Genomic DNA, 19,969 nt, shown 5'->3' on the forward strand with positions numbered 1-19,969 from the left:
GCGCTTGCATGTAGAATTACCGCAGCCATATCGGCTAAACCCGCGTCCCGTCGCGGGTTTTCTGTTATTCTCAGGGCCGACCGCAAGCGGCCCGCCTACCCGGAGAGATTCCATGGCGCTGGAGCGCACCCTGTCCATCATCAAGCCCGACGCCGTCGCCAAGAACGTCATCGGCGAGATCTACACCCGCTTCGAAAAGGCCGGCCTCAAGGTCGTCGCCTCGAAGATGAAGCACCTGTCGAAGCAGGAAGCGGAAGGTTTCTACGCCGTGCACCGCGAGCGTCCGTTCTTCGCCGCCCTGGTCGAGTTCATGATCAGCGGTCCGGTGGTGATCCAGGCGCTGCAGGGCGAGAACGCCGTGCTCAAGCACCGCGAACTGATGGGCGCCACCAACCCGAAGGACGCCGCGCCGGGCACGATCCGCGCCGACTTCGCCGACAGCATCGACGCCAACGCCGTGCACGGTTCGGACAGCCTGGAGAACGCCGCGATCGAAATCGCGTACTTCTTCCCGGCCACCGACGTCTACGCGCGCTGAGCCCATAGCGACACACACGAGACCGCAGTGAACGATATCCGCGACAACGCGAACGCCGCTTCCGCTGCCGACCCGCAGACGGAAACCGCCGCGCGCGCGGACGTCTCCGCCGCGGCCGGCGCCGATCCGATCGGTGCCGCTCCGGTCATGGCGGCGGCCAAGCCCGCCGCCGTGCCCGACAACGGCAAGACCAACCTGTTCGACCTCGACCGCATCCAGCTCGAGGATTTCTTCGAACAGACCCTGGGCGAAAAGCGCTACCGCGCGCACCAGGTGATGAAGTGGATCCACCACCGCTACGTCACCGATTTCGCCGAGATGACCGACCTGGGCAAGGCGCTGCGCGCCAAGCTCGAGGCCAACGCGCAAGTGCGCGCGCCGATGGTCGTGTTCGACAAGCCCTCCGCCGACGGCACCCACAAGTGGCTGCTCGGCATGGACCCGAAGAACGCGATCGAGGCGGTCTACATTCCCGACAAGGGCCGCGGCACGCTGTGCGTGTCCTCGCAGGTGGGCTGCGCGCTCAACTGCCAGTTCTGCTCGACCGCGACCCAAGGCTTCAACCGCAACCTGTCCACCGCCGAGATCATCGGTCAGGTGTGGGTCGCGGCGCGCCACCTCGGCAACGTCCCGCACCAGCAGCGCCGCCTCACCAACGTGGTGATGATGGGCATGGGCGAGCCGCTGGCGAACTTCGACAACGTGGTGCGCGCGATGAGCATCATGCGCGACGACCTCGGCTACGGCCTGGCCAACAAGCGCGTGACGCTGTCGACCGCGGGCATGGTGCCGATGATCGACAAGCTCGGCGAGGTGTCGGACGTGTCGCTGGCGGTGTCGCTGCACGCGCCCAACGACGAGTTGCGCAGCGAACTGGTGCCGCTCAACAAGAAATACCCGATCGCCGAATTGATGGAAGCCTGCGTGCGCTACGCGCTGCGCAAGCGCGGCACCTCGGTGACCTTCGAATACACCCTGATGAAGGGCGTCAACGACCAGCCGCAGCACGCGCGGCAACTGGTGCGGCTGCTGCGCCAGTTCGACAACGCGGTGCAGATGAAGGACGCGGCCAAGGTCAACCTGATTCCGTTCAACCCGTTCCCCGGCACCCGTTTCGAGCGCCCGGACGACGCGGCCATCCGCGCCTTCCAGAAGCTGCTCAACGAGGCCGGCATGATCGCGCCGGTACGGCGCACCCGCGGCGACGACATCGACGCCGCCTGCGGACAGCTCAAGGGGCAAGTGATGGACCGCACCCGGCGTCAGGCCGAATTCCGCAAGCGCCTGCAAGCGCAGGGGCTCGACGACGGCCAGGGCGGCGGCGGGGAGATCGGCGATGCCGCTTGACCGGCCGGCGTTCTCGGCCCGCGGCCGACGGCTGTTGCGCGGCGCGCTGGTGTCCGCGCTGGTGCTCGCCGGCACCGCCGGCTGCAACCGGCTGACCTTCATCAAGCCCAACATGGAACGCAAGGGCTACGACCAGACCGGCCCGACCTACAACTTCAAGAGCGACCGCCCCGCGGCCAGCGGCGCGACCGCCGCCAGCGGCCGGGTGCTGGCCGCGCAGCGTTACCTGCAGGGCGGCGAAGACGCCAAGGCGCGCGAAGAGCTGCGCCAGGCGCTCAAGCTGGATTCCAAGTCGGTCGAGGCCTACAGCCTGATGGCGGCGCTGGCCCAGCGCGACGGCAAGAGCGCCGAGGCGGGCGGTTACTACCGCAAGGCCGCCGAGCTGGCGCCCGAGCGCGGCGCGGTGCTCAACAACTACGCGGTGTGGCTGTGCGCGAACCAGCAGCCGGCGCAGTCGCTGGGCTATTTCGATCGCGCCCGGGTCGATCCGACCTACGAAGACCTCTCCTTGCTGCTCGCCAACAGCGGCGCCTGCGCCGACCGCGCGGGGCAGGGCGAGCGCGCCGAGCGCGACCTGCGTCAGGCGCTCGCGCTGGAACCGGACAACGCCACCGCGCTCAGCGCGATGGCCAAGCGCCAGCTGCGCCTGGGCAACGCCTTCGAGGCGCGCGCCTTTTCTGAACGCCGTCTGGCCGTTGAGCCTATTTCAGCTGAAGCGCTGATGACTGCGTCACAAATCGAAGAAAAACTCGGCGACAGGGCTGCCGCCGCGAGATACGTTCAGCGAATGAGGGCGGAGTTCCCTGACGCGCAGGGCTCCGAATCGGGGGATGGCGGTAAGTGATGATGCAGTCGAACGAATTCGCGCCTGACGTCGGCGGAAGCTGCGGCGCGCGTCTGAAACAGGCCCGCGAGTCGGCGGGGCTGTCCATCGAAGACGTGGCCGCGAAGCTGAAAATGCCGGCGCGCGCGATCCAATCGCTGGAACGCGACGACTTCGCCCGCATCGGCGCGCCGGTGTTCGTGCGCGGCCAGCTGCGCAGCTACGCGCGCCTGCTCGGCATCGATCTGGAAGACCAACTGGTCGCCAGTCCGATCGCTTCGACCGCTCCGTCCGAACTGATCAGCCACACCCACACCCCGCGCTACCGCCGGGTGTTCGAGCAAACCACCCGCCGCGCCGTCTACATCGTCATGACCGCGGCGATCGCGGTGCCGATCTGGATCGCCACCCGCCATCCGGCCAGCAACTCCGCCGTGCAATCGCTGGACATGGCCGCGGTGCCGACCGGCGATGCGGCCCAGGTCGCGAGCCCGGCGAGCGAACCGCCGCAGCGCACGCCCGTCATCGCGTCCATCGGCCCGAGCCTGCCGCAAGCCGCGCCGGCGCCGGCCGCGGCGAAGTCGCTGACCTTCAAGTTCAGCGGCGACAGCTGGGTGCAGATCGTCGGCAACGACGGACGCAAGCTCGAGGAAGGCATCCTCGGCGCCGGCCAGGAACGCAACTACGCCCCGGGCGAAGTCGCCAACGTCCGCCTCGGCAACACCTCGGCGGTGGAAGTCCTCAACGCCGGCCAACCGGTCGATCTGACGCCGTTCAGCCGCGCGAACGTCGCGCGCTTTACGCTATCCTCTGACGGTTCCCTCGCGCCGGTCTCCGACTGACCCGCGCCGCGGGTCCGCGAACGTTCCGTACCGGGCGCCACGCGTCCGGTTCCCCGGCCTGTTTCCCTAACGGCCCGTTCGGCCCCGCTTGCCGCGCCGCGCGCGGCGTCGGGCCGTCCAGGCAGCACAACCACGGCGCATCATGGCGATAGACGACCTGCTCGACGAACACGAACAAAGCGAACGCGTGCTGTCCTGGCTGCGCGCCAACGGCGCGGGCCTGATCGGCGGCATCGCGCTCGGTCTGGCCGCCATCGGCGGCTGGAAATGGTGGGGCAACCAGCAGCTCGAGCACAGCGTCCGCGCCGCCGGCCAATACCAGGCCGCGGTCGACGCGATCCAAGCCAAGGACAAGGCCGCCGCGGCCAAGGTCCAGGCGCTGCCGGACAGCATGTACCGCACCCTGGCCTCGCTGGATCTGGCCAAGATGCAGGTCGACGCCGATCAGCGCGACGCCGCCATCGCCACCCTGCGTTCGATCAAGACCGGCGATGCCGCCATCGCCGAGATCGTGTCCCAGCGCCTCGCGCGCTTGCTGATCGACGCCAAGCAGCCGGCCGAAGCGGTCAAGGTGCTGGCCCAGTCGACCCAGCCGCTGGCGATGGAAGTGCGCGGCGACGCGCAGTTCGCGCTCGGCAAGCAGGATCTGGCGCGCAAGGAATACACCGCCGCGTTGGGCAAGCTCGATGAAGCTTCGCCGCGCCGCCGCCTGCTCGAACTCAAGCTCACCGAAGCCGGCGGCACGCCGGCCAAGCCCGAGGCCAAGTCTTAATGATCCAAGCCCAGAAGAGGTCTTCCGGCGGCGCCTATGTGCGCGTCGCCGCCGCCGCCGCGTTGTGCGTGTTCGCCCTGAGCGGATGCTCGACGGTCAAGGGCTGGTTCGGCGGTAGCAAGAAGAAGGACGACGCCAAGCCCAGCGAGCCGACCGAGCTCACCGATTTCGCGCCGAGCGTCAAGGTCGACAAGATCTGGTCGGCCGGCGCCGGCAAGGGCGAGGACCGCATCGGCGTGCGCCAGGGTCCGGCGGTGGCCGACGGCCGCGTCTACGCCGCGGCGATCCGTGGCGGCGTGCACGCCTACGACCTGCAGACCGGCAAGGAAGTCTGGCACTTCGTGCCGACCCGCAAGGACAAGAAGGACCGCGAGAAGAAGGACAAGGACATCCGCCTGTCCGGCGGTCCCGGCGCCGGCGACGGCCTGGTCGTGGTCGGCGGCCTGGAGGGCGAGGTGATCGCGCTCGACGCCGCCACCGGCACCCAGAAGTGGACCGCCAAGGTTCCCAACGAAGTCATCTCCGCGCCGGCGATCGGCCTGGGCATGGTGTTCGTGCGCTCCAACGACGGCCGCGTGACCGCGTTCGACGCCGCCAGCGGCGAGCGCCGCTGGTTCTGGACCCGCGACGTGCCGATCCTGTCGGTGCGCGGCAACAGCTCGCCGACCCTCGGCCCGGGCTATGTGTTCGTCGGCAACGACGACGGCACGGTCGCGGCGCTGGCGTCCAGCGACGGCCACGCCACCTGGGACCTGCCGGTGGCGCAGCCCGAAGGCCGCAGCGAGCTCGACCGCATGGCCGACATCGACGGCACGCCGGTGCTGGAAGGCGCGGTGCTGTACGTGTCCAGCTTCAAGAAGCAGACCGTCGCCATCGACGCGCCGACCGGCCGGCCGATGTGGGCCAGCGAACACGGCGGCGTCGGTCGCCTGGGTCTGGCCAGCGACAAGCTGATCGTCGCCGATCCGTCCGGCACCGTGTACGGCCTGGACAAGAACAGCGGCAGCGCGCTGTGGTCGCAGCCGTCGCTGGCGCGCCGCGATCTCAGCGGCGCGGCGGTGCAGGGCGATTACGCCGTGGTCGCCGACTACAAGGGCTACGTGCACTGGATGAAGCTGGCCACCGGCGAGTTCGCCGCGCGCGAACGCGCCGGGCGCAAGCCGGTCAAGGCGGCGCCGGTCGTGGCCGACGGCATCTTGATCGTGCAGAACGTCAAGGGCGATCTGACCGCGTTCAAGCTGCAGTAAAAGCAGGGAGCCGGGAACGAGGGGAGCGGGGATCGGCGGCGACGCCGCGTCCTCGAAGCCTCGCCCGGCGTCCTGAAGCATCGCGGCCCGGGCGGCGTTCAGCCGTTCCGGGCCGTTCGTTTGCGGCGGCCCGATCCGTCATCCGGGTCGGCCGGCGCCGCGGGCGAAGAGGGCGCGAAGGCAGCTTCGCGCCCGCTCTGGCACTATGTCGGCCCGGTACGGCCGCATAGCCGGCGCGTCGGCCCCAGGCCCGCGTCGCCGCCATCGCCCGCTCCCTCTTCCTCTTATTCCCGGCTCCAAACCATCATGCTTCCGTTAGTCGCCCTCGTTGGCCGCCCCAACGTCGGAAAATCCACCCTGTTCAACGCGCTCACGCGCAGCCGCGACGCGCTCGTCCACGACGAGCCGGGCGTCACCCGCGACCGCCATTACGGCGTGTGCCGGCCCGAGGGCCAGCGCGCGTTCGCGGTGGTGGACACCGGCGGCATCGCCGGCGAGGAGCAGGGGCTGGCCGGCGCCACCGCGCGTCAGGCGCGCGCCGCGGCCGAGGAGGCCGATCTGGTCCTGTTCGTGGTCGACGGCCGCGAAGGCGCCTCGGCCCTGGACGACGAAATCCTGGCCTGGCTGCGCAAGACCGCGCGGCCGACCCTGCTGGTGGTCAACAAGACCGACGGCCTCGACGCGCGCGCGGCGATCAACGACTTCGCCCGCTACGGCATCCGCGACGCCGTCGCCATTTCCTCCGCGCACCGCCAGGGTCTGGACGAACTGCTGGCCGAAGTGCTGACGCGCGTGCCCGAAGAGGGCGCGACGACCGAACTGGACAACGACCCCAACCGCATCCGCGTGGCCTTCATCGGCCGCCCGAACGTGGGCAAGTCGACCCTGGTCAACCGCTTGCTCGGCGAGGAGCGGATGATCGCCTCCGACGTGCCGGGCACCACCCGCGACTCGGTCGCGGTCGACATGGAGCGCGACGGCCGCCTGTACCGGCTGGTCGACACCGCCGGCGTGCGGCGCAAGTCCAAGGTCGAGGAAGCGGTCGAGAAGTTCTCGATCATCAAGACCTTGCAGGCGATCGAGCAGTGCCAGGTCGCGGTGGTCATGCTCGACTGCACCGAGGGCGTGACCGACCAGGACGCCAGCGTGCTCGGCTACGCGCTCGACGCCGGCCGCGCGCTGGTGGTCGCGGTCAACAAGTGGGACGGGCAAACCGAATACCAGCGTCAGCAGACCGAGAACCTGCTCAAGCGCAAGCTCGCCTTCGTCGAGTGGGCCGAGCCGGTGCGCATCAGCGCCAAGCACGGTTCGGGCCTGAAGGAACTGTTCGCGGCGATCCACCGCGCGCACGCCTCGGCCACCACCGAGATCGGCACCAGCGAAGTCACCAAGGCGATGGAAATCGCTTATGAAACCAACCCGCCGCCGGTGGTGCGCGGGCACGTGGCCAAGCTGCGCTTCGCCCATCCGGCCGGGCTCAACCCGCCGACCTTCGTCGTCCACGGCACCCGCCTGCGCACGCTCAGCGACAGCTACAAGCGCTATCTGGAGAACTTCTTCCGCAAGCGCTTCAAGCTGGTCGGCACGCCGGTGCGGTTCGTGTTCAAGGAAGGCAGCAACCCGTACGAAGGCAAGAAGAACGTGCTGACCGAGCGGCAGGTGGCGAAGAAGAAGCGCTTGCTGCGGCATGTGAAGGGCAAGAAGTAAGCGCGGGCTCGCTGGCTGGGTGTTCGGCTTGCGAAGGGAACGCGGAGCAAAGTCAAAATGGGTTCCGGCTTTCGCCGGAATGACGGATTGGGGAGTGCCATCGCAGCCCCCGACACCGTCATTCCGGCGAAAGCCGGAACCCATTTTGCTTCGGCTCTTCGCGCGAGCGCGGATGCTGCGCAAACGACGGGTTCCGAGACTACGACCGAGTCCTAGCCCCGTCATTCCGGCGAAAGCCGGAACCCATTTTGCTTCGGCTCTTCGCGCGAGCACCGATACTGCGCAAACGACGGGTTTCGAGACTGCGCATGCCCTCAATCCCGTCATTCCGGCGAAAGCCGGAATCCATTTTGCCTCGGCTCTTCTCACCCGCACCGCCGCAAGCGCGCCGAAGCGCGCACAATGGCCGCTCTCAAGCCTTCGATGCGCGCATGCTCCTCGCTCCCTCCGACGTGACTCTAGGCCTGCTCGCCGGCGGCCGCGCCACGCGGCTGGGCGGGATCGACAAAGCCTGGCTGCTGCGCGACGGCGAACCGCAAGCGCTGCGGCTCGCGCGCGCGTTCGCGCCGGTCGTCGTCGCGACGGCGGTCAGCGCCAACCGCGATCTGCCGCGTTACGCGCGCTACGGCCTGCGCGCCGTCGCCGACCGCGTGCCCGACCTCGGCCCGCTCGGCGGTGTGGACGCGCTGGCCGCCGCCGCCGATACGCCGTGGCTGCTCACGCTTCCCGTCGACGCGCTCAACGCCGAGGTTGCGCTGCTGTCCGCCCTGGCCGCCGCGCAGAACGGGCAGGGCGCCTATGCCGTCGACGACGACGGCGTGCAGCCGCTGTTCGCGCTGTGGCCCGTGGCCGCGCTGCGCGCCGCGCTCGCGCCGGCCTTGGCGCAGCGGCGCCTCGCGGTGCGCGAGTTGCAGGCCGGGCTAGGCATGGCGGCGCTGCGCCTGTCCGGACTACGCTTGGGCAACCTCAATACGCCCGCGGACCTCGCCGCGGCCGGCATCGCCGCCGGTGCGCCCGAGTGACCGCTCCGCGCCGGCGCGATCCGGCCTGCCTTCCGAGTTCGAGCCTTCCATGACCGATTTCCCCACCGGCCTGCTGTTCGACGAGGCCATGCGCCTGACCGCCGAAGTCGCCGCCGCCCATCGCCTCGAAACCGAACACCCCGCGCTGCCGCGCTGCCACGGCCGCGTGCTCGCCGGCGACGTGGTCGCGCCGCTGTCGTTGCCGCCGTTCGACAACAGCGCGATGGACGGCTTCGCCTTCCGCCACGCCGATCTGCACGGCGCGCAGACGGAACTGCGCCTGATCGGCGAGCAGTTCGCCGGCCTCGCCCTCGACCTGCGCCTGGGCGCGGGCGAATGCGCGCGCATCACCACCGGCGCGTCGCTGCCGGCCGGCGCCGACACCATCGCGATCAAGGAGAACGTGCGGATCGAAGGCGAGCGCGTGTTCGTCCCCGAAACCCAGCGCGGCCACCACGTGCGCTACGCCGGCGAGGACGTGGGCGAGGGCGAGACGGTGCTGCGCGCCGGGCAGACGCTGACCCCGCCGCGGGTGTCGCTGGCCGCGTCCTTGGGCCTGTCCTCGCTGCCGGTGCGGCGCCAGCCGACGGTGGCGGTGTTCACCAGCGGCGACGAACTGGTCGAGCCGGGCATGCCGCTGCGGCCGGGGCAGATCTACGACAGCAACCGCGACCTGCTGATGGGCCTGCTGCGCGCCGACGGCCTGGAGCCGACCGCGTGGCCGCGCCTGCCCGACGACGCCAAGCAAGTCGAGATCGCCTTGCGCGACGCCGCCTGCGCGTTCGATCTGGTGTTCACCTGCGGCGCGGTGTCGGCCGGCGAGAAGGACCATATTCCGGCGGTGCTGGGCCAGTTCGGGCAGATCCACTTTTGGAAGGTGAAGATGCGGCCCGGCATGCCGCTGCTGCTGGCGAGCATGGATCAGGCGCGCTTCCTCGGCCTGCCGGGCAATCCGGTGTCGGTGCTGGCGACGTATCTGAGCTTCGGACGCGCGGTGATCGACGGCTTGCAAGGCCGCGCCGAGCCGCGGCCGAAGCTGCGCGCGCGCTTGGTCGGCGGGATCGAGAAGACCCACCCGCGCCGCGAGTTCGTGCGCGCGCGCCTGCGCAGCGACGACGACGGCGTGCTGTGGACGGACCCGAACCCGGCCACCGGCTCGCACCGGCTGCGCGCGGCGGCCGATTCGGACGCGCTGATGGTGGTGCCGGAAGGGCCGCAGCAGTTGCGCGAGGGGGCGGTGGTGGAGGTGTGGCCGTACGCGCTCGGGTGAGGGAGTGCTTCGACTTCGTCGTAGGGAATGAGGGGAATCAAGGGAAAGAGGGGAAGGGTGGGCGCGCCGGTAAGGCGCTGTCTCGTGTTCGAGTTTCCTCATTCCGACGGCGGAACAGGACGAAGAAATGGGTGGCCGTCCCCGCGTTCCCGCCATTTCCCGTTCCCCTCGTTCCCTTGATTCTCCTGCTTCCGGCCCACCGCGCGTTATAGGGCGAAGAAGTGGGCGCGGCCGCCCCGCGCTCCCGCCATTCCCCATTCCCCTCTTTCCCTTTATCCCCTTGCCTCAAAGCCACCCGCCAACCCACGCAACACTCCATCCCCGCATCCAACTGCCCCCGCGCCCGCGAAAGCGGATAATCGCCGCATGAGCATCGAACAGATTCCCCCCGCGCAGGCGCGCGCCCGCCAGCAGGCCGGCGCGATCCTGATCGACGTGCGCGAGGCGCACGAACGCGCGACCGGGCAGGCCGAACATTCGCTGGGCGTGGCCAAGGACGCGCTCGAGGCCGATCCCGCGGCCGCCGTCGCCGACCGCGAGGCGGCGATCGTGCTGATCTGCCAAAGCGGCGCGCGCTCGCTGCGCGCCGCGCAGGCCTTGCTCGACGCCGGCTACGCGCGGGTGGCCTCGGTCGACGGCGGCACCGCGCGCTGGATCGCCGAAGGCCTGCCGTTGGCGGAGCTGCACCAATCCGCCGACGAGATCGATTTCTACGACCGCTACTCGCGCCATCTGCGCCTGCCCGAAGTCGGCGAAGCCGGCCAGCGCAAGCTGCAGGCCGCGCGCGTGGCGATGGTCGGCGCCGGCGGTCTGGGTTCGCCGGCGGCGTTCTATCTCGCCGCGGCCGGCGTGGGCACGCTGGTGTTGGCCGACGACGACGTGGTCGACCGCAGCAACTTGCAGCGGCAGATCCTGCACACCGAGGACCGCATCGGCACGCCCAAGGTCGAGTCGGCCAAGATCGCGCTGCAGGCGCTCAATCCGCGCTTGCGGGTGGAGACTTTCGCCGAGCGCATCGCCTCCGACAACGTCGAGCGCTTGATCGGCGCGGCCGATGTGGTGTTCGACGGCGCCGACAACTTCCCGGTGCGCTATCTGCTCAACGACGCGTGCGTGAAGCTGGCCAAGCCGCTGGTGTACGGCGCGATCCACCGCTTCGAAGGGCAGGTGAGCCTGTTCGATGCCGGCCGCCATCGCGGCGCATGCCCGTGCTACCGCTGCCTGTTCCCGGAACCGCCGCCGCCGGAAGCCGCGCCCAACTGCGCCGAGGCCGGCGTGCTCGGCGTGCTGCCGGGCGTGATCGGTTTGGTCCAGGCGACCGAAGTGGTCAAGCTGATCCTCGGCATCGGCGAATCGCTGGCCGGGCGGCTGCTGCATTTCGACGCGCTGGGCATGCGCTTTCGCGAAACCCGCCTGCGGCCGGACCCGGAGTGCCCGGTGTGCGCGGCGGGGCGCGCGTTTCCCGGTTATATCGACTATCAAGCCTTCTGCGCCGCGCCGTAAGCGCGGCGCGAGCAACGAGGAGACGCACCGCATGCCCGCACACCGCGGTTTCGACCTTTTGCGCCCGGTGCTGATCGTAGCGGCGTGTTTGATCGCCGCGCCCGCGCTGGCATCGCCGCCGCCGGCGCCCGCGCCAGGGATCGGCCGCATCGCCGATCTCAGCGCGCAACGTCTCCTGCTGGCCGATCGGGTCGCGGCGAGCAAGCGCGCTTCGGGCAAGCCGGTCGAGGACGTCCAGCGCGAAAGCGAGCAGTTGGCGAAGGTGCGCGAGCAAGCCGCGTCGCGCGCGCTGCCGCCCGAACGCGCGGCGACGTTCTTCCAGGCGCAGATGGAAGCCAACAAGCTGGTGCAGTACCGCTTGCTGGCCGAGCCGGCGCGCGCGGGCCAACCGGTCGACCTAGGTCCGGTCCGGGACAAGTTGGACGCGATCAACAAAGAACTCTTGGACGCCTTGCCCGCCGCGCTGACCGAAGCGAGCGGCGAACGCTGCGAGCAGCGCGCGTTCGACGCGCAAAAGCGCGCGGCCAAGCGCTACCGATTGGACGAACTGCACCGCACCGCGCTGGCGCGCGCCTTCGGCGATCTGTGCCGCGTTCCCTGAGCGGAAACCGGCGCATAGCGAAGAGGAGTTAGGAGATAGCGAAGCCGCTTGCGCTATCTCCTAACTCCTCTCCGCTACCTCCTGCCTCTCAGTCCGCCGCGATCGCCTCGATCTCGACCATCCAGCCTTCCTCGTACAAGTCGGCGATGATGACCGTCAGCGCCGGCGTGTACTCGCCCAGCACCTCGCGGCGGATCTCGTAATTGCGCTCGCGCAGCCGCCGTTCGCTGAGATACGTGGTGACCTTGACCAGATTGGACAGGTCCATCCCGGCCTGCTTGAGCTGATGCTCGACGTTGGCCCACGCGCGCCGGCACTGGCCCTCGAAGTCCTTGGGCAGGATGCATTTCTCGCACTGCGGCAACTGCCCGCTGATGAACAACAAACGCTTGAAGCCGCTGATCTCGTGCGCTTGCGCGTACGACACTTCATTGGGTTGGATCGCCCGGCGTTGCATCTGCATTTGCATCTTGCGTCCTCCAAGTGAGGCGCGAGCGGCCGCGGGCGATCGGCGGGCGCGTGCGTCGCCCGTGCCCGTAGAGTCCCGCGCTAGTCGATGAACTCTCTCAAGGCTTGTCCGTATTCGGGGTAGGCGCCGATGTTGTGGTGATCGGCGCCCTTGAGCTGGACCACCTCCACGCCTTGCGGGCGGGTTTGCAGCGAATGCACCAGCCGGCTGGTGTTGGCCGGCGGGATCACGTCGTCGTCGCTGGCGCGCACGACCAGGATCGGGCCGAAGTAGCCGCGCAGATTGCCGATGGAGTCGTAGCGGTCGCGCACCAGCCAGCGCGTGGGCAGCCAGCGGTAATGCGCTTGCGCGGTGTCGCTGAGGCTGTCGAACGGGGTCACCAGCGCCAGCCGTTCGACCGGGCGCTTGCCGGCGACGTAGCTGGCCACGCCGCTGCCGAGGCTGCGGCCGATCACCGAGACCGGTTGGTGCGGATGCTCGCGCGCGACCTGGTCGAACACCGCCAGCGCGTCGGCGAACAGTTCCGGCTCGGCCGGCGCGCCGTCGCTGGCGCCGAAGCCGCGGTAGGAGAGCAGGTAGATGGTGCGGTCGGGGAACCACTGCGCCAGGGTTTCGCGCATGTTCTCGATGCGCTCGGCGTTGCCGCCGAAATAGATCAGCGCCTTGCCGCGACCGGCGTTGAGGCGCCAGCCGCGCAGCACCGCGTCGCCGCGTTCGACCGTGTAGTCGGTCATGTCGGCGCCCAGGCGGGTGTTCTGCGGGAAGTACATCAGTTCGCGCTGCTTGAAGTACATCCAGCCGCAGATGCTGAGGTAGCCGGCGGCGGCGACGCCGGCGACCGCGGCCAGGGACTGGAACAAGCGTGGATTGCGTGCCATCGATTCGCGGGCCTTTCGTATGCGGAGCGGGAAAGCGCCGGCCGGACCGCAAGCGGCCGCGCGGCGCGTAGTGCGTGCTGCGACGATACCCCGCACACGCGCGCGCCGCCAGCGGCGCGCGGCGGCGGTGTCGGGTCGTCTCGCGCTCACGCGATTTGCACGCAAGACGGCTAGGCTGGCGCAGGCGGGTTCGTCGCGTTCGTGCCGTACCTTCCTGCATGACAAGCTTGGCGTTCCGCGCCCCCGCGCGAACGCTTCGATGGACCGGAGAACGCCCCCAATGCCCCGCCGTATCGCTTCCGTTTTGCCCATCCTGGCCGTTGCCGCCGCGCTGGTCTGGCCATGGGCCGGCGCCCGCGCCGCCGACGTCTGCCCGAGCCTGCGCGACCAAGGCGGCGCGGCGCAGGCCGCGACCCGCATCGCCGCGGCCGCGTGCAACGAAAATCTGCTCTGGTACCGGCCTTTCATCGACTTGCAAGGCCGGCTCGCGAGCGCGTCGGTGAGCGAGTCGGAAACCTCGCGCCTGGCCGACGGCGCCACCGAAACCTGGCGCCGCACCGCCGGCTATTGGCGCGAGACCGGCCTGCTGCAGCGCATGAGCGGTTTCGCCGGCGCCAGCCAGTGCTTCGATCCTTACGGCAGCGCGTATTCGACCCAGGCCTGCCGCGCGTTCCTGGTCGACAACCCGTGGTCGGCCGCGTTCGTCTCTTACGTGATGATGAAGGCCGCGGTGCCCGGCTTCCGTCCTTCGGCCAGCCATTACGACTATGTGCGCGAGGCCTACCGCAATCCGGACCAAAGCCCGTTCCTGTATCTCGACCCCGCGAGCGCGGCGCCGGCGCCGGGCGATCTGCTGTGCGCGGTGCGTTCGAGCACGCGCGTGTACGGCTACCAGGGCTTGATGGCCGCGCTCGACGGCGGCAACGGTTCGCTGGCGATGCATTGCGACGTGGTCGTCGCGGTCAATCCGGGCAACGACGGCAAGGCGTATCTGATCGGCGGCAACGTCCAGCAGGGCGCGACGATGCGGATGATGGCGGTCAACCGCAACGGCCAGTTCTGGCCGCTGCCGCTGCGCAGCGAGACGCAGGTGGAGTGTTCGCCCGACACCGCCGCGGCCTGCGACATGAACAAGCTCGATTGGGCGGCGCTGCTCAAGCTCAAGCCCGACGCGAGTCTGGCGGCGCTGGCGCCGCCGCAGCCGTTGTTCGCGCCGCAACAGGCGCCGCCGTCGCAACCGTCGGGGTGCTGCATCAACTGCGTGGTGGGTTCGGGGATTCCGCGTTGTCCGAATCCGAACGCGCCGGCGTTGCAGCCGCAGGGGCAGCCGCAGCCGGTGCAGGATTGAGGTTGGGCGGTTTGGGTGGGGTAGTTCGCGGCGGGGCCGCAGGCGGCGGCGTCAATGGGCGTTGGCGGTTGCCGGCGTGCTCGCGATCGCGGCCGTTGCGCCGATCTCATTGCGGACGTTGTCTGCACCGCGACCATCGCTGCGTCGCGACCATCGCTGCGTCGCGACCGTCGCTGCACCGCGATCAAAGCCGGCCGCCTGACCACCGTCATTCCGGCGAACGCCGGAATCCATTTTGCTGTTGCTGTTCACGCGGTGCGTTGCGTGGATGGAAGCAAACGCTGCACCACGACCAAAGCCGGCCGCCTGGACGCCGTCATTCCGGCGAAAGCCGGAATCCATTTTGCTGTTGCTCTTCGCGCGGTGCGCTGCGGGGATAGGAGCAAGATCAAAATGGATTCCGGCTTTCGCCGGAATGACGGGATTTGGGAGGCGGCGCGGAGCTGGTGCGGCGTTGGGCTAAGCCGGTGTTGCGCGGCGTTGCGGGCGGGCGCTTCGTGCTTGCGCGGTCGTTCGGCTGTCGCGGTCGCGGCTTGCGCCGCTCCTACAGGGGGCAGACCGGGGCCGACGTTGGGCAGGGGCGGCCTGAGTCGCGCTCAGGCGTGGCGTTTTTGCGCGGCCTCGAACGCGGCCAGCTGCTCCGGCGTCGCGTCCTTCTGGAATTGCGCTTTCCATTGCGCGAACGGCATGCCGTAGATCGCTTCGCGCGCCTGATCCTTGCTCATCGCCTGGCCGCGTTCGACGGCGGCGTCGCGGTACCAGTCCGCCAGGCAGTTGCGGCAGAAGCCGGCGAGGATCATCAGGTCGATGTTCTGCACGTCGGTGCGCTCGTGCATCAGGTGGGCGAGCAGGCGGCGGAAGGCGGCGGCCTGCAGGGCGAGGGTGTCGGCGTCGGGGGCGGGATCGGTCTGGCTCATAAGGGGCTCGGTGCGGCGGTCGGTCGGGCGGGGCGCGCGGCGCCTGGGCGAAATGCGCGGCGCGGCGAAATTCGGGGTGCCGGATCGGCGATAATGCGCGGCCCGACTCTACCGCAGCCGAGCCCGCATGACGCCTCCCTCGCACCCGGCCCGCATCCTCGACGGCAAGCGCATCGCCGAGGAACTGCTCGACAACCTCAAGGCCCAGGTCGACCGCCGCGTCGCCGCGGGGCTGTCGCGGCCGGGGCTGGCGGTGGTGCTGATCGGCAACGACCCGGCCTCCTCGGTGTACGTGCGCAACAAGCGCCGCGCCGCGCAGAAGGTCGGCATCCGCGCGATCGACTACGACCTGCCGGCCGATCCCGGCGACGAGGCGCTGCTGGCCCTGATCGACAAGCTCAACGCCGATCCCGAGGTGCACGGCATCCTGGTCCAGCTGCCGCTGCCCGACCGCCGCGACGCCACCGCGCTGATCCACCGCATCGACCCGCGCAAGGACGTCGACGGCTTCCACCCGGAAAACGTCGGCCACCTGATGCTGCGCCAGTTCGGCCTGCGCCCGTGCACCCCGCGCGGCATCACCACGCTGCTGGGCTACACCGACCGCCCGGTGCGCGGGCAGAGCGCGACCATCGTCGGCGTCAGCAACCACGTCGGCCGGCCGATGGCGCTGGAGCTGCTGATCGCCGGCTGCACCGTCACCAGCTGCCACAAATTCACCCCGATGGCGGTGTTGGAGCAGTCGGTGCGCAACGCCGACATCCTGGTGGTCGCGGTCGGCCGCCCGGGGCTGATCCCGGGCGAATGGGTCAAGCCGGGCGCGGTGGTGATCGATGTGGGCATCAACCGCCTCGACGACGGCCGCCTGGTCGGCGACGTGGGTTTCGCGGCGGCGGCTGAGCGCGCCAGCTGGATTACGCCGGTGCCGGGCGGGGTCGGGCCGATGACGGTCGCCACGCTGATGCAGAACACGCTGGAAGCGGCCGAGGCGGCGGACAAGGCGGCCGGGCGGGGCTGATCCGGTCGGTTGGGGTTGCGGTCGATGTCGGTGAACCCCAGCGCGTAACCGCGTACGTCTCAGCACGTCGTTCCCGCGAAGGCGGGAATCCAGGGCGTTTCGAGCGAGAACGCCGGAGGTTTGGCGCGGCGCCCGTTTTTCGGAAACGGCCGGGCGAGGTCTCCGGTTCCCCGCGTTCGCGGGGATGACGGGCAGGCAAGAACGCTGAACTCCCCGACAGGCGAGGGCGCCCGCCGCCGAAGCCCGAGCGGCGGCTCCGGCCGGCAGGTTTGCGCCCCCGAAGCCGGCCCGGGCCGGACTGCGTCCCGAGCCCGCCCCGCGAGGCTTAACGGCCCCAGCGCACCCCACCCGCGGAACGCCCCTTTCCGTCCGCGCGGCGAGCGGAGCGGGGCGCTTTCGGGTTAGAATGGCGCGCTTCATCCTCCCGGGCCCGCCTATGCTGCGCATCCAGGCTGAAGCGCTGACTTTCGACGATGTGTCTCTCGTCCCCGCGCATTCGATCGTCCTGCCTAAGGACGTAAACCTCTCCACCCGCCTGACCCGCGATCTGTCGATCCGCCTGCCGATCCTGTCGGCGGCCATGGACACCGTCAGCGAGGCCCGTCTGGCCATCGCCCTGGCGCAGCTCGGCGGCATCAGCATCATCCACAAGAACATGAGCCTGGAGGCGCAGGCCGCCCAGGTCGCCCAGGTCAAGAAGTTCGAGGCCGGCGTGATCAAGGAGCCGTTCACCGTCGGCCCCGAGACCACCATCGGCGAAGTGCTCAAGCTGACCCGCGCGCGCAACATCTCCGGCGTGCCGGTGGTCGACGGCGGCCAGTTGGTCGGCATCGTCACCAGCCGCGACATGCGCTTCGAGAAGAAGCTCGACGATCCGGTCCGCCACATCATGACCAAGCGCGACCGCCTGGTCACCGTGCGCGAAGGCGCCGACGACGAAGAAGTGCTGCAGCTGCTGCACAAGCACCGCATCGAGAAAGTCCTGGTGGTCAACGACGGCTTCGAGCTGCGCGGCCTGATCACGGTCAAGGACATCCAGAAGAAGACCGACAACCCCAACGCCGCCAAGGACAGCGCCGAGCGCTTGCTGGTCGGCGCCGCGGTCGGCGTCGGCGGCGATACCGAGGCGCGCGTGGAAGCGCTCGCCGCGGCCGGCGTGGACGTGATCGTGGTCGACACCGCGCACGGCCATTCGCAGGGCGTGCTCGACCGCGTGCAGTGGGTCAAGAAGCGCTTCCCGCAGCTGCAGGTGATCGGCGGCAACATCGTCACCGGCGATGCCGCGCTGGCGCTGATGGATCACGGCGCGGACGCGGTCAAGGTCGGCGTCGGCCCCGGTTCGATCTGCACCACCCGCGTCGTCGCCGGCGTCGGCGTGCCGCAGATCACCGCGGTGGCGATGGTCGCCGAGGCGCTGCAGGACCGCATCCCGCTGATCGCCGACGGCGGCATCCGCTACTCCGGCGACATCGGCAAGGCGCTGGTCGCCGGCGCGTCGACGGTGATGGTCGGCGGCCTGTTCGCCGGCACCGAGGAAGCGCCGGGCGAAGTCGAATTGTTCCAGGGCCGCAGCTACAAGAGCTACCGCGGCATGGGCAGCATCGGCGCGATGGAACAAGGCTCGAAGGACCGCTATTTCCAGGACGCCTCCGACGCCGACAAGCTCGTGCCCGAAGGCATCGAAGGCCGCGTGCCGTACCGCGGCCCGCTGCGCGGCGTGGTCCACCAGCTCGCCGGCGGCCTGCGCGCCACCATGGGTTACGTGGGCTGCGCGACCATCGAGGAGATGCGCAAGAAGCCGAGCTTCGTGCGCATCACCAACGCCGGTTCGCGCGAGAGCCATGTGCATGATGTGCAGATTACGAAGGAACCGCCGAACTATCGCGCCGGCTGAGGGGAAAAGGGATTAGGGAATGAAGGGAATGGCGGCCGCGCGATCGCTTTGGTTCGTGCGCGGATTCGCCGGCAGCCATTCCTCATGATGCGTATGACCCGCAGCGGCCCCCATCCCCGACACCCGCCATTCCCCTCGTTCCCTTCAATCCCTTCATTCCCCGCCTCATGACCGACATCCATAGCGACAAAATCCTGATCCTCGATTTCGGCGCGCAGTACACCCAGCTGATCGCCCGCCGCATCCGCGAGCTCGGCGTGTATTGCGAAATCTGGGCCTGGGACCACGATCCGGCCGAGATCGAAGCCTACGGCGCCAAGGGCATCATCCTGTCCGGCGGCCCCGAATCGACCACGCTGCCGGGGGCGCCGCGCGCGCCGCAGCAAGTGTTCGACGCCAGCCTGCCGATCCTGGGCATCTGCTACGGCATGCAGACCATGGCCGCGCAGCTCGGCGGCGCGACGGAGGCGGCGGACCAGCGCGAGTTCGGCCACGCCGAGGTGCAGTTGGTCGCGCAGGACCGCTTGTTCGACGGCCTCAAGGATCACCCGGGTTCGCCGCCGCGCCTGGACGTGTGGATGAGCCACGGCGACCACGTGTCGAAGGCGCCGGACGGTTTCGTCGTCACCGCCAAGACCGACCGCATCCCGGTCGCCGCCTTCGCCGACGACGCGCGCCGCTGGTACGGCGTGCAGTTCCACCCGGAAGTGACCCACACCAAGCAGGGCCAGACCCTGCTGCGCCGCTTCGTGGTCGACATCTGCGGCTGCCAGACGCTGTGGACCGCCGCGCACATCATCGACGACCAGATCGCGCGCGTGCGCGAGCAGGTCGGCGGCGACGAGGTCATCCTCGGCCTGTCCGGCGGCGTCGATTCCTCGGTGGTGGCGGCGCTGCTGCACAAGGCCATCGGCGATCAGCTCACCTGCGTGTTCGTCGACACCGGCTTGCTGCGCTACAACGAAGGCGACCAGGTGATGGCGATGTTCGCCGAGCACATGGGCGTCAAGGTCGTGCGCGTCAACGCCGCCGACCGTTATTTCGAGAAGCTCAAGGGCGTCAGCGATCCGGAAGCCAAGCGCAAGATCATCGGCAACCTGTTCGTCGAGATCTTCGACGAAGAATCGCAGAAGCTCGGCAACGCCAAGTGGCTGGCGCAGGGCACGATCTACCCGGACGTGATCGAGTCCGCCGGCAGCAAGACCGGCAAGGCCCACGTCATCAAGAGCCACCACAACGTCGGCGGCTTGCCCGAGGACATGAAGCTCGGCCTGGTCGAGCCGCTGCGCGAACTGTTCAAGGACGAAGTGCGGCGCCTGGGCGTCGAACTCGGCCTGCCGCGCGAGATGGTCTACCGCCATCCGTTCCCGGGCCCGGGCCTGGGCGTGCGCATCCTCGGCGAGGTCAAGCGCGACTACGCCGACCTGCTGGCCCGCGCCGACCATATCTTCATCGACGAACTGCGCAAGGCCGGCCTGTACGACAAGACCAGTCAGGCCTTCGCGGTGTTCCTGCCGGTCAAGTCGGTCGGCGTGGTCGGCGACGCGCGCGCCTACGAGTGGGTGATCGCGCTGCGCGCGGTGGAGACCATCGACTTCATGACCGCGCATTGGGCGCACTTGCCGTACGACTTCCTCGGCACGGTGTCCAACCGGATCATCAACGAGCTGTCGGGCGTGTCGCGCGTGGTGTACGACATCAGCGGCAAGCCACCGGCGACGATCGAGTGGGAGTGAGCCCGCGGGCTCGCTGAAGCGACGAAAGGCCGCGCGC

The 19,969-nt window shown here is 69.4% G+C and carries 19 protein-coding genes; 15 read left to right on the top strand and 4 right to left on the bottom strand.

Annotated elements, in window-relative coordinates; translation table 11 throughout:
* The first annotated feature begins 112 nt into the window (after positions 1 to 112).
* The 11 genes from ndk to aroQ all read left to right on the top strand — a co-directional run bounded on the left by ndk (position 113) and on the right by aroQ (position 11,672).
* A complete protein-coding gene (gene ndk / locus J5226_RS15360) occupies positions 113 to 538 on the top strand; it encodes a nucleoside-diphosphate kinase (RefSeq protein ID WP_078995781.1) in 426 nt (141 codons plus the stop codon).
* 147 nt (positions 539 to 685) lie between these two features.
* Positions 686 to 1,885 (top strand): 23S rRNA (adenine(2503)-C(2))-methyltransferase RlmN, encoded by a 1,200-nt coding sequence (gene rlmN, locus J5226_RS15365; protein ID WP_215840448.1) that lies wholly within the window; start codon positions 686 to 688, stop codon positions 1,883 to 1,885.
* Complete coding sequence (locus J5226_RS15370) at positions 1,875 to 2,729, top strand: type IV pilus biogenesis/stability protein PilW (protein ID WP_215835326.1); 855 nt, start codon at positions 1,875 to 1,877, stop codon at positions 2,727 to 2,729. The genes rlmN and J5226_RS15370 overlap by 11 nt, the downstream gene beginning before the upstream one ends.
* On the top strand, positions 2,729 to 3,550 hold the full coding sequence (locus J5226_RS15375) for a RodZ domain-containing protein (protein WP_215835327.1): 822 nt from the start codon (positions 2,729 to 2,731) through the stop codon (positions 3,548 to 3,550). The genes J5226_RS15370 and J5226_RS15375 overlap by 1 nt, the downstream gene beginning before the upstream one ends.
* 142 nt (positions 3,551 to 3,692) lie before the next feature.
* Positions 3,693 to 4,322, top strand: a complete 630-nt coding sequence (locus tag J5226_RS15380) for a tetratricopeptide repeat protein (protein WP_215835328.1) — start codon at positions 3,693 to 3,695, stop codon at positions 4,320 to 4,322.
* A complete protein-coding gene (bamB, locus tag J5226_RS15385) occupies positions 4,322 to 5,569 on the top strand; it encodes an outer membrane protein assembly factor BamB (protein WP_215835329.1) in 1,248 nt (415 codons plus the stop codon). Before J5226_RS15380 ends, bamB begins: the two co-directional genes overlap by 1 nt.
* 306 nt (positions 5,570 to 5,875) lie before the next feature.
* Entirely contained in the window at positions 5,876 to 7,276 is a 1,401-nt protein-coding gene (der, locus tag J5226_RS15390; RefSeq protein ID WP_215835330.1) for a ribosome biogenesis GTPase Der, read from the top strand.
* 431 nt (positions 7,277 to 7,707) lie between these two features.
* Entirely contained in the window at positions 7,708 to 8,298 is a 591-nt protein-coding gene (locus J5226_RS15395; protein WP_215835331.1) for a molybdenum cofactor guanylyltransferase, read from the top strand.
* 49 nt (positions 8,299 to 8,347) lie between these two features.
* On the top strand, positions 8,348 to 9,568 hold the full coding sequence (glp, locus tag J5226_RS15400; RefSeq protein ID WP_215835332.1) for a gephyrin-like molybdotransferase Glp: 1,221 nt from the start codon (positions 8,348 to 8,350) through the stop codon (positions 9,566 to 9,568).
* Positions 9,569 to 9,934: 366 nt separating this feature from the next.
* A complete protein-coding gene (gene moeB / locus J5226_RS15405) occupies positions 9,935 to 11,071 on the top strand; it encodes a molybdopterin-synthase adenylyltransferase MoeB (protein ID WP_215835333.1) in 1,137 nt (378 codons plus the stop codon).
* A 31-nt stretch (positions 11,072 to 11,102) separates the two neighbouring features.
* Positions 11,103 to 11,672 carry a gamma subclass chorismate mutase AroQ gene (gene aroQ, locus J5226_RS15410; RefSeq protein ID WP_215835334.1) on the top strand — a complete coding sequence of 190 codons (570 nt, stop codon included), beginning with the start codon at positions 11,103 to 11,105 and terminating at the stop codon, positions 11,670 to 11,672.
* A gap of 88 nt (positions 11,673 to 11,760) precedes the next feature.
* Here aroQ and J5226_RS15415 read toward each other — a convergent pair whose 3' ends face one another.
* Complete coding sequence (locus tag J5226_RS15415) at positions 11,761 to 12,141, bottom strand: RidA family protein (protein ID WP_215835335.1); 381 nt, start codon at positions 12,139 to 12,141, stop codon at positions 11,761 to 11,763.
* An 80-nt stretch (positions 12,142 to 12,221) separates the two neighbouring features.
* Positions 12,222 to 13,019 carry an alpha/beta fold hydrolase gene (locus J5226_RS15420; RefSeq protein ID WP_215835336.1) on the bottom strand — a complete coding sequence of 266 codons (798 nt, stop codon included), beginning with the start codon at positions 13,017 to 13,019 and terminating at the stop codon, positions 12,222 to 12,224.
* 280 nt (positions 13,020 to 13,299) lie between these two features.
* On the opposite strand from J5226_RS15420, the gene J5226_RS15425 reads away from it, so the two are divergent.
* Positions 13,300 to 14,367: a DUF2272 domain-containing protein gene (locus J5226_RS15425; protein WP_215835337.1), complete on the top strand. Its 1,068-nt coding sequence runs from the start codon at positions 13,300 to 13,302 to the stop codon at positions 14,365 to 14,367.
* A 51-nt stretch (positions 14,368 to 14,418) separates the two neighbouring features.
* On the opposite strand, the gene J5226_RS15430 is transcribed toward J5226_RS15425, so the two are convergent.
* Positions 14,419 to 14,709 carry a hypothetical protein gene (locus tag J5226_RS15430; protein ID WP_215835338.1) on the bottom strand — a complete coding sequence of 97 codons (291 nt, stop codon included), beginning with the start codon at positions 14,707 to 14,709 and terminating at the stop codon, positions 14,419 to 14,421.
* Positions 14,710 to 14,963: 254 nt separating this feature from the next.
* Positions 14,964 to 15,284, bottom strand: a complete 321-nt coding sequence (locus J5226_RS15435) for a DUF1244 domain-containing protein (RefSeq protein WP_215835339.1) — start codon at positions 15,282 to 15,284, stop codon at positions 14,964 to 14,966.
* A gap of 127 nt (positions 15,285 to 15,411) precedes the next feature.
* Between J5226_RS15435 and folD the strand changes: the two genes are divergently transcribed.
* The 3 genes from folD to guaA all read left to right on the top strand — a co-directional run bounded on the left by folD (position 15,412) and on the right by guaA (position 19,932).
* Positions 15,412 to 16,302, top strand: coding sequence for a bifunctional methylenetetrahydrofolate dehydrogenase/methenyltetrahydrofolate cyclohydrolase FolD (gene folD, locus J5226_RS15440; RefSeq protein ID WP_215835340.1), 891 nt, complete (start codon positions 15,412 to 15,414; stop codon positions 16,300 to 16,302).
* A gap of 436 nt (positions 16,303 to 16,738) precedes the next feature.
* Positions 16,739 to 18,196 (top strand): IMP dehydrogenase, encoded by a 1,458-nt coding sequence (gene guaB / locus J5226_RS15445; RefSeq protein WP_215835341.1) that lies wholly within the window; start codon positions 16,739 to 16,741, stop codon positions 18,194 to 18,196.
* Positions 18,197 to 18,363: 167 nt separating this feature from the next.
* Positions 18,364 to 19,932 (top strand): glutamine-hydrolyzing GMP synthase, encoded by a 1,569-nt coding sequence (gene guaA / locus J5226_RS15450; RefSeq protein WP_215835342.1) that lies wholly within the window; start codon positions 18,364 to 18,366, stop codon positions 19,930 to 19,932.
* Positions 19,933 to 19,969 lie beyond the last annotated feature (37 nt).

This window comes from Lysobacter sp. K5869 (assembly GCF_018847975.1).
In the GTDB taxonomy this organism is placed as follows: Bacteria; Pseudomonadota; Gammaproteobacteria; order Xanthomonadales; family Xanthomonadaceae; genus Lysobacter.

Bases quoted from the DNA above. Each gene is read 5' to 3' on its own strand.
- ndk (WP_078995781.1), top strand. From the start codon at position 113: ATGGCGCTGGAGCGCACCCTGTCCATCATCAAGCCCGACGCCGTCGCC.
- rlmN (WP_215840448.1), top strand. From the start codon at position 686: ATGGCGGCGGCCAAGCCCGCCGCCGTGCCCGACAACGGCAAGACCAAC.
- J5226_RS15370 (WP_215835326.1), top strand. From the start codon at position 1,875: ATGCCGCTTGACCGGCCGGCGTTCTCGGCCCGCGGCCGACGGCTGTTG.
- J5226_RS15375 (WP_215835327.1), top strand. From the start codon at position 2,729: ATGATGCAGTCGAACGAATTCGCGCCTGACGTCGGCGGAAGCTGCGGC.
- J5226_RS15380 (WP_215835328.1), top strand. From the start codon at position 3,693: ATGGCGATAGACGACCTGCTCGACGAACACGAACAAAGCGAACGCGTG.
- bamB (WP_215835329.1), top strand. From the start codon at position 4,322: ATGATCCAAGCCCAGAAGAGGTCTTCCGGCGGCGCCTATGTGCGCGTC.
- der (WP_215835330.1), top strand. From the start codon at position 5,876: ATGCTTCCGTTAGTCGCCCTCGTTGGCCGCCCCAACGTCGGAAAATCC.
- J5226_RS15395 (WP_215835331.1), top strand. From the start codon at position 7,708: ATGCTCCTCGCTCCCTCCGACGTGACTCTAGGCCTGCTCGCCGGCGGC.
- glp (WP_215835332.1), top strand. From the start codon at position 8,348: ATGACCGATTTCCCCACCGGCCTGCTGTTCGACGAGGCCATGCGCCTG.
- moeB (WP_215835333.1), top strand. From the start codon at position 9,935: ATGAGCATCGAACAGATTCCCCCCGCGCAGGCGCGCGCCCGCCAGCAG.
- aroQ (WP_215835334.1), top strand. From the start codon at position 11,103: ATGCCCGCACACCGCGGTTTCGACCTTTTGCGCCCGGTGCTGATCGTA.
- J5226_RS15415 (WP_215835335.1), bottom strand. From the start codon at position 12,141: ATGCAAATGCAGATGCAACGCCGGGCGATCCAACCCAATGAAGTGTCG.
- J5226_RS15420 (WP_215835336.1), bottom strand. From the start codon at position 13,019: ATGGCACGCAATCCACGCTTGTTCCAGTCCCTGGCCGCGGTCGCCGGC.
- J5226_RS15425 (WP_215835337.1), top strand. From the start codon at position 13,300: ATGCCCCGCCGTATCGCTTCCGTTTTGCCCATCCTGGCCGTTGCCGCC.
- J5226_RS15430 (WP_215835338.1), bottom strand. From the start codon at position 14,709: ATGGATTCCGGCTTTCGCCGGAATGACGGCGTCCAGGCGGCCGGCTTT.
- J5226_RS15435 (WP_215835339.1), bottom strand. From the start codon at position 15,284: ATGAGCCAGACCGATCCCGCCCCCGACGCCGACACCCTCGCCCTGCAG.
- folD (WP_215835340.1), top strand. From the start codon at position 15,412: ATGACGCCTCCCTCGCACCCGGCCCGCATCCTCGACGGCAAGCGCATC.
- guaB (WP_215835341.1), top strand. From the start codon at position 16,739: ATGCTGCGCATCCAGGCTGAAGCGCTGACTTTCGACGATGTGTCTCTC.
- guaA (WP_215835342.1), top strand. From the start codon at position 18,364: ATGACCGACATCCATAGCGACAAAATCCTGATCCTCGATTTCGGCGCG.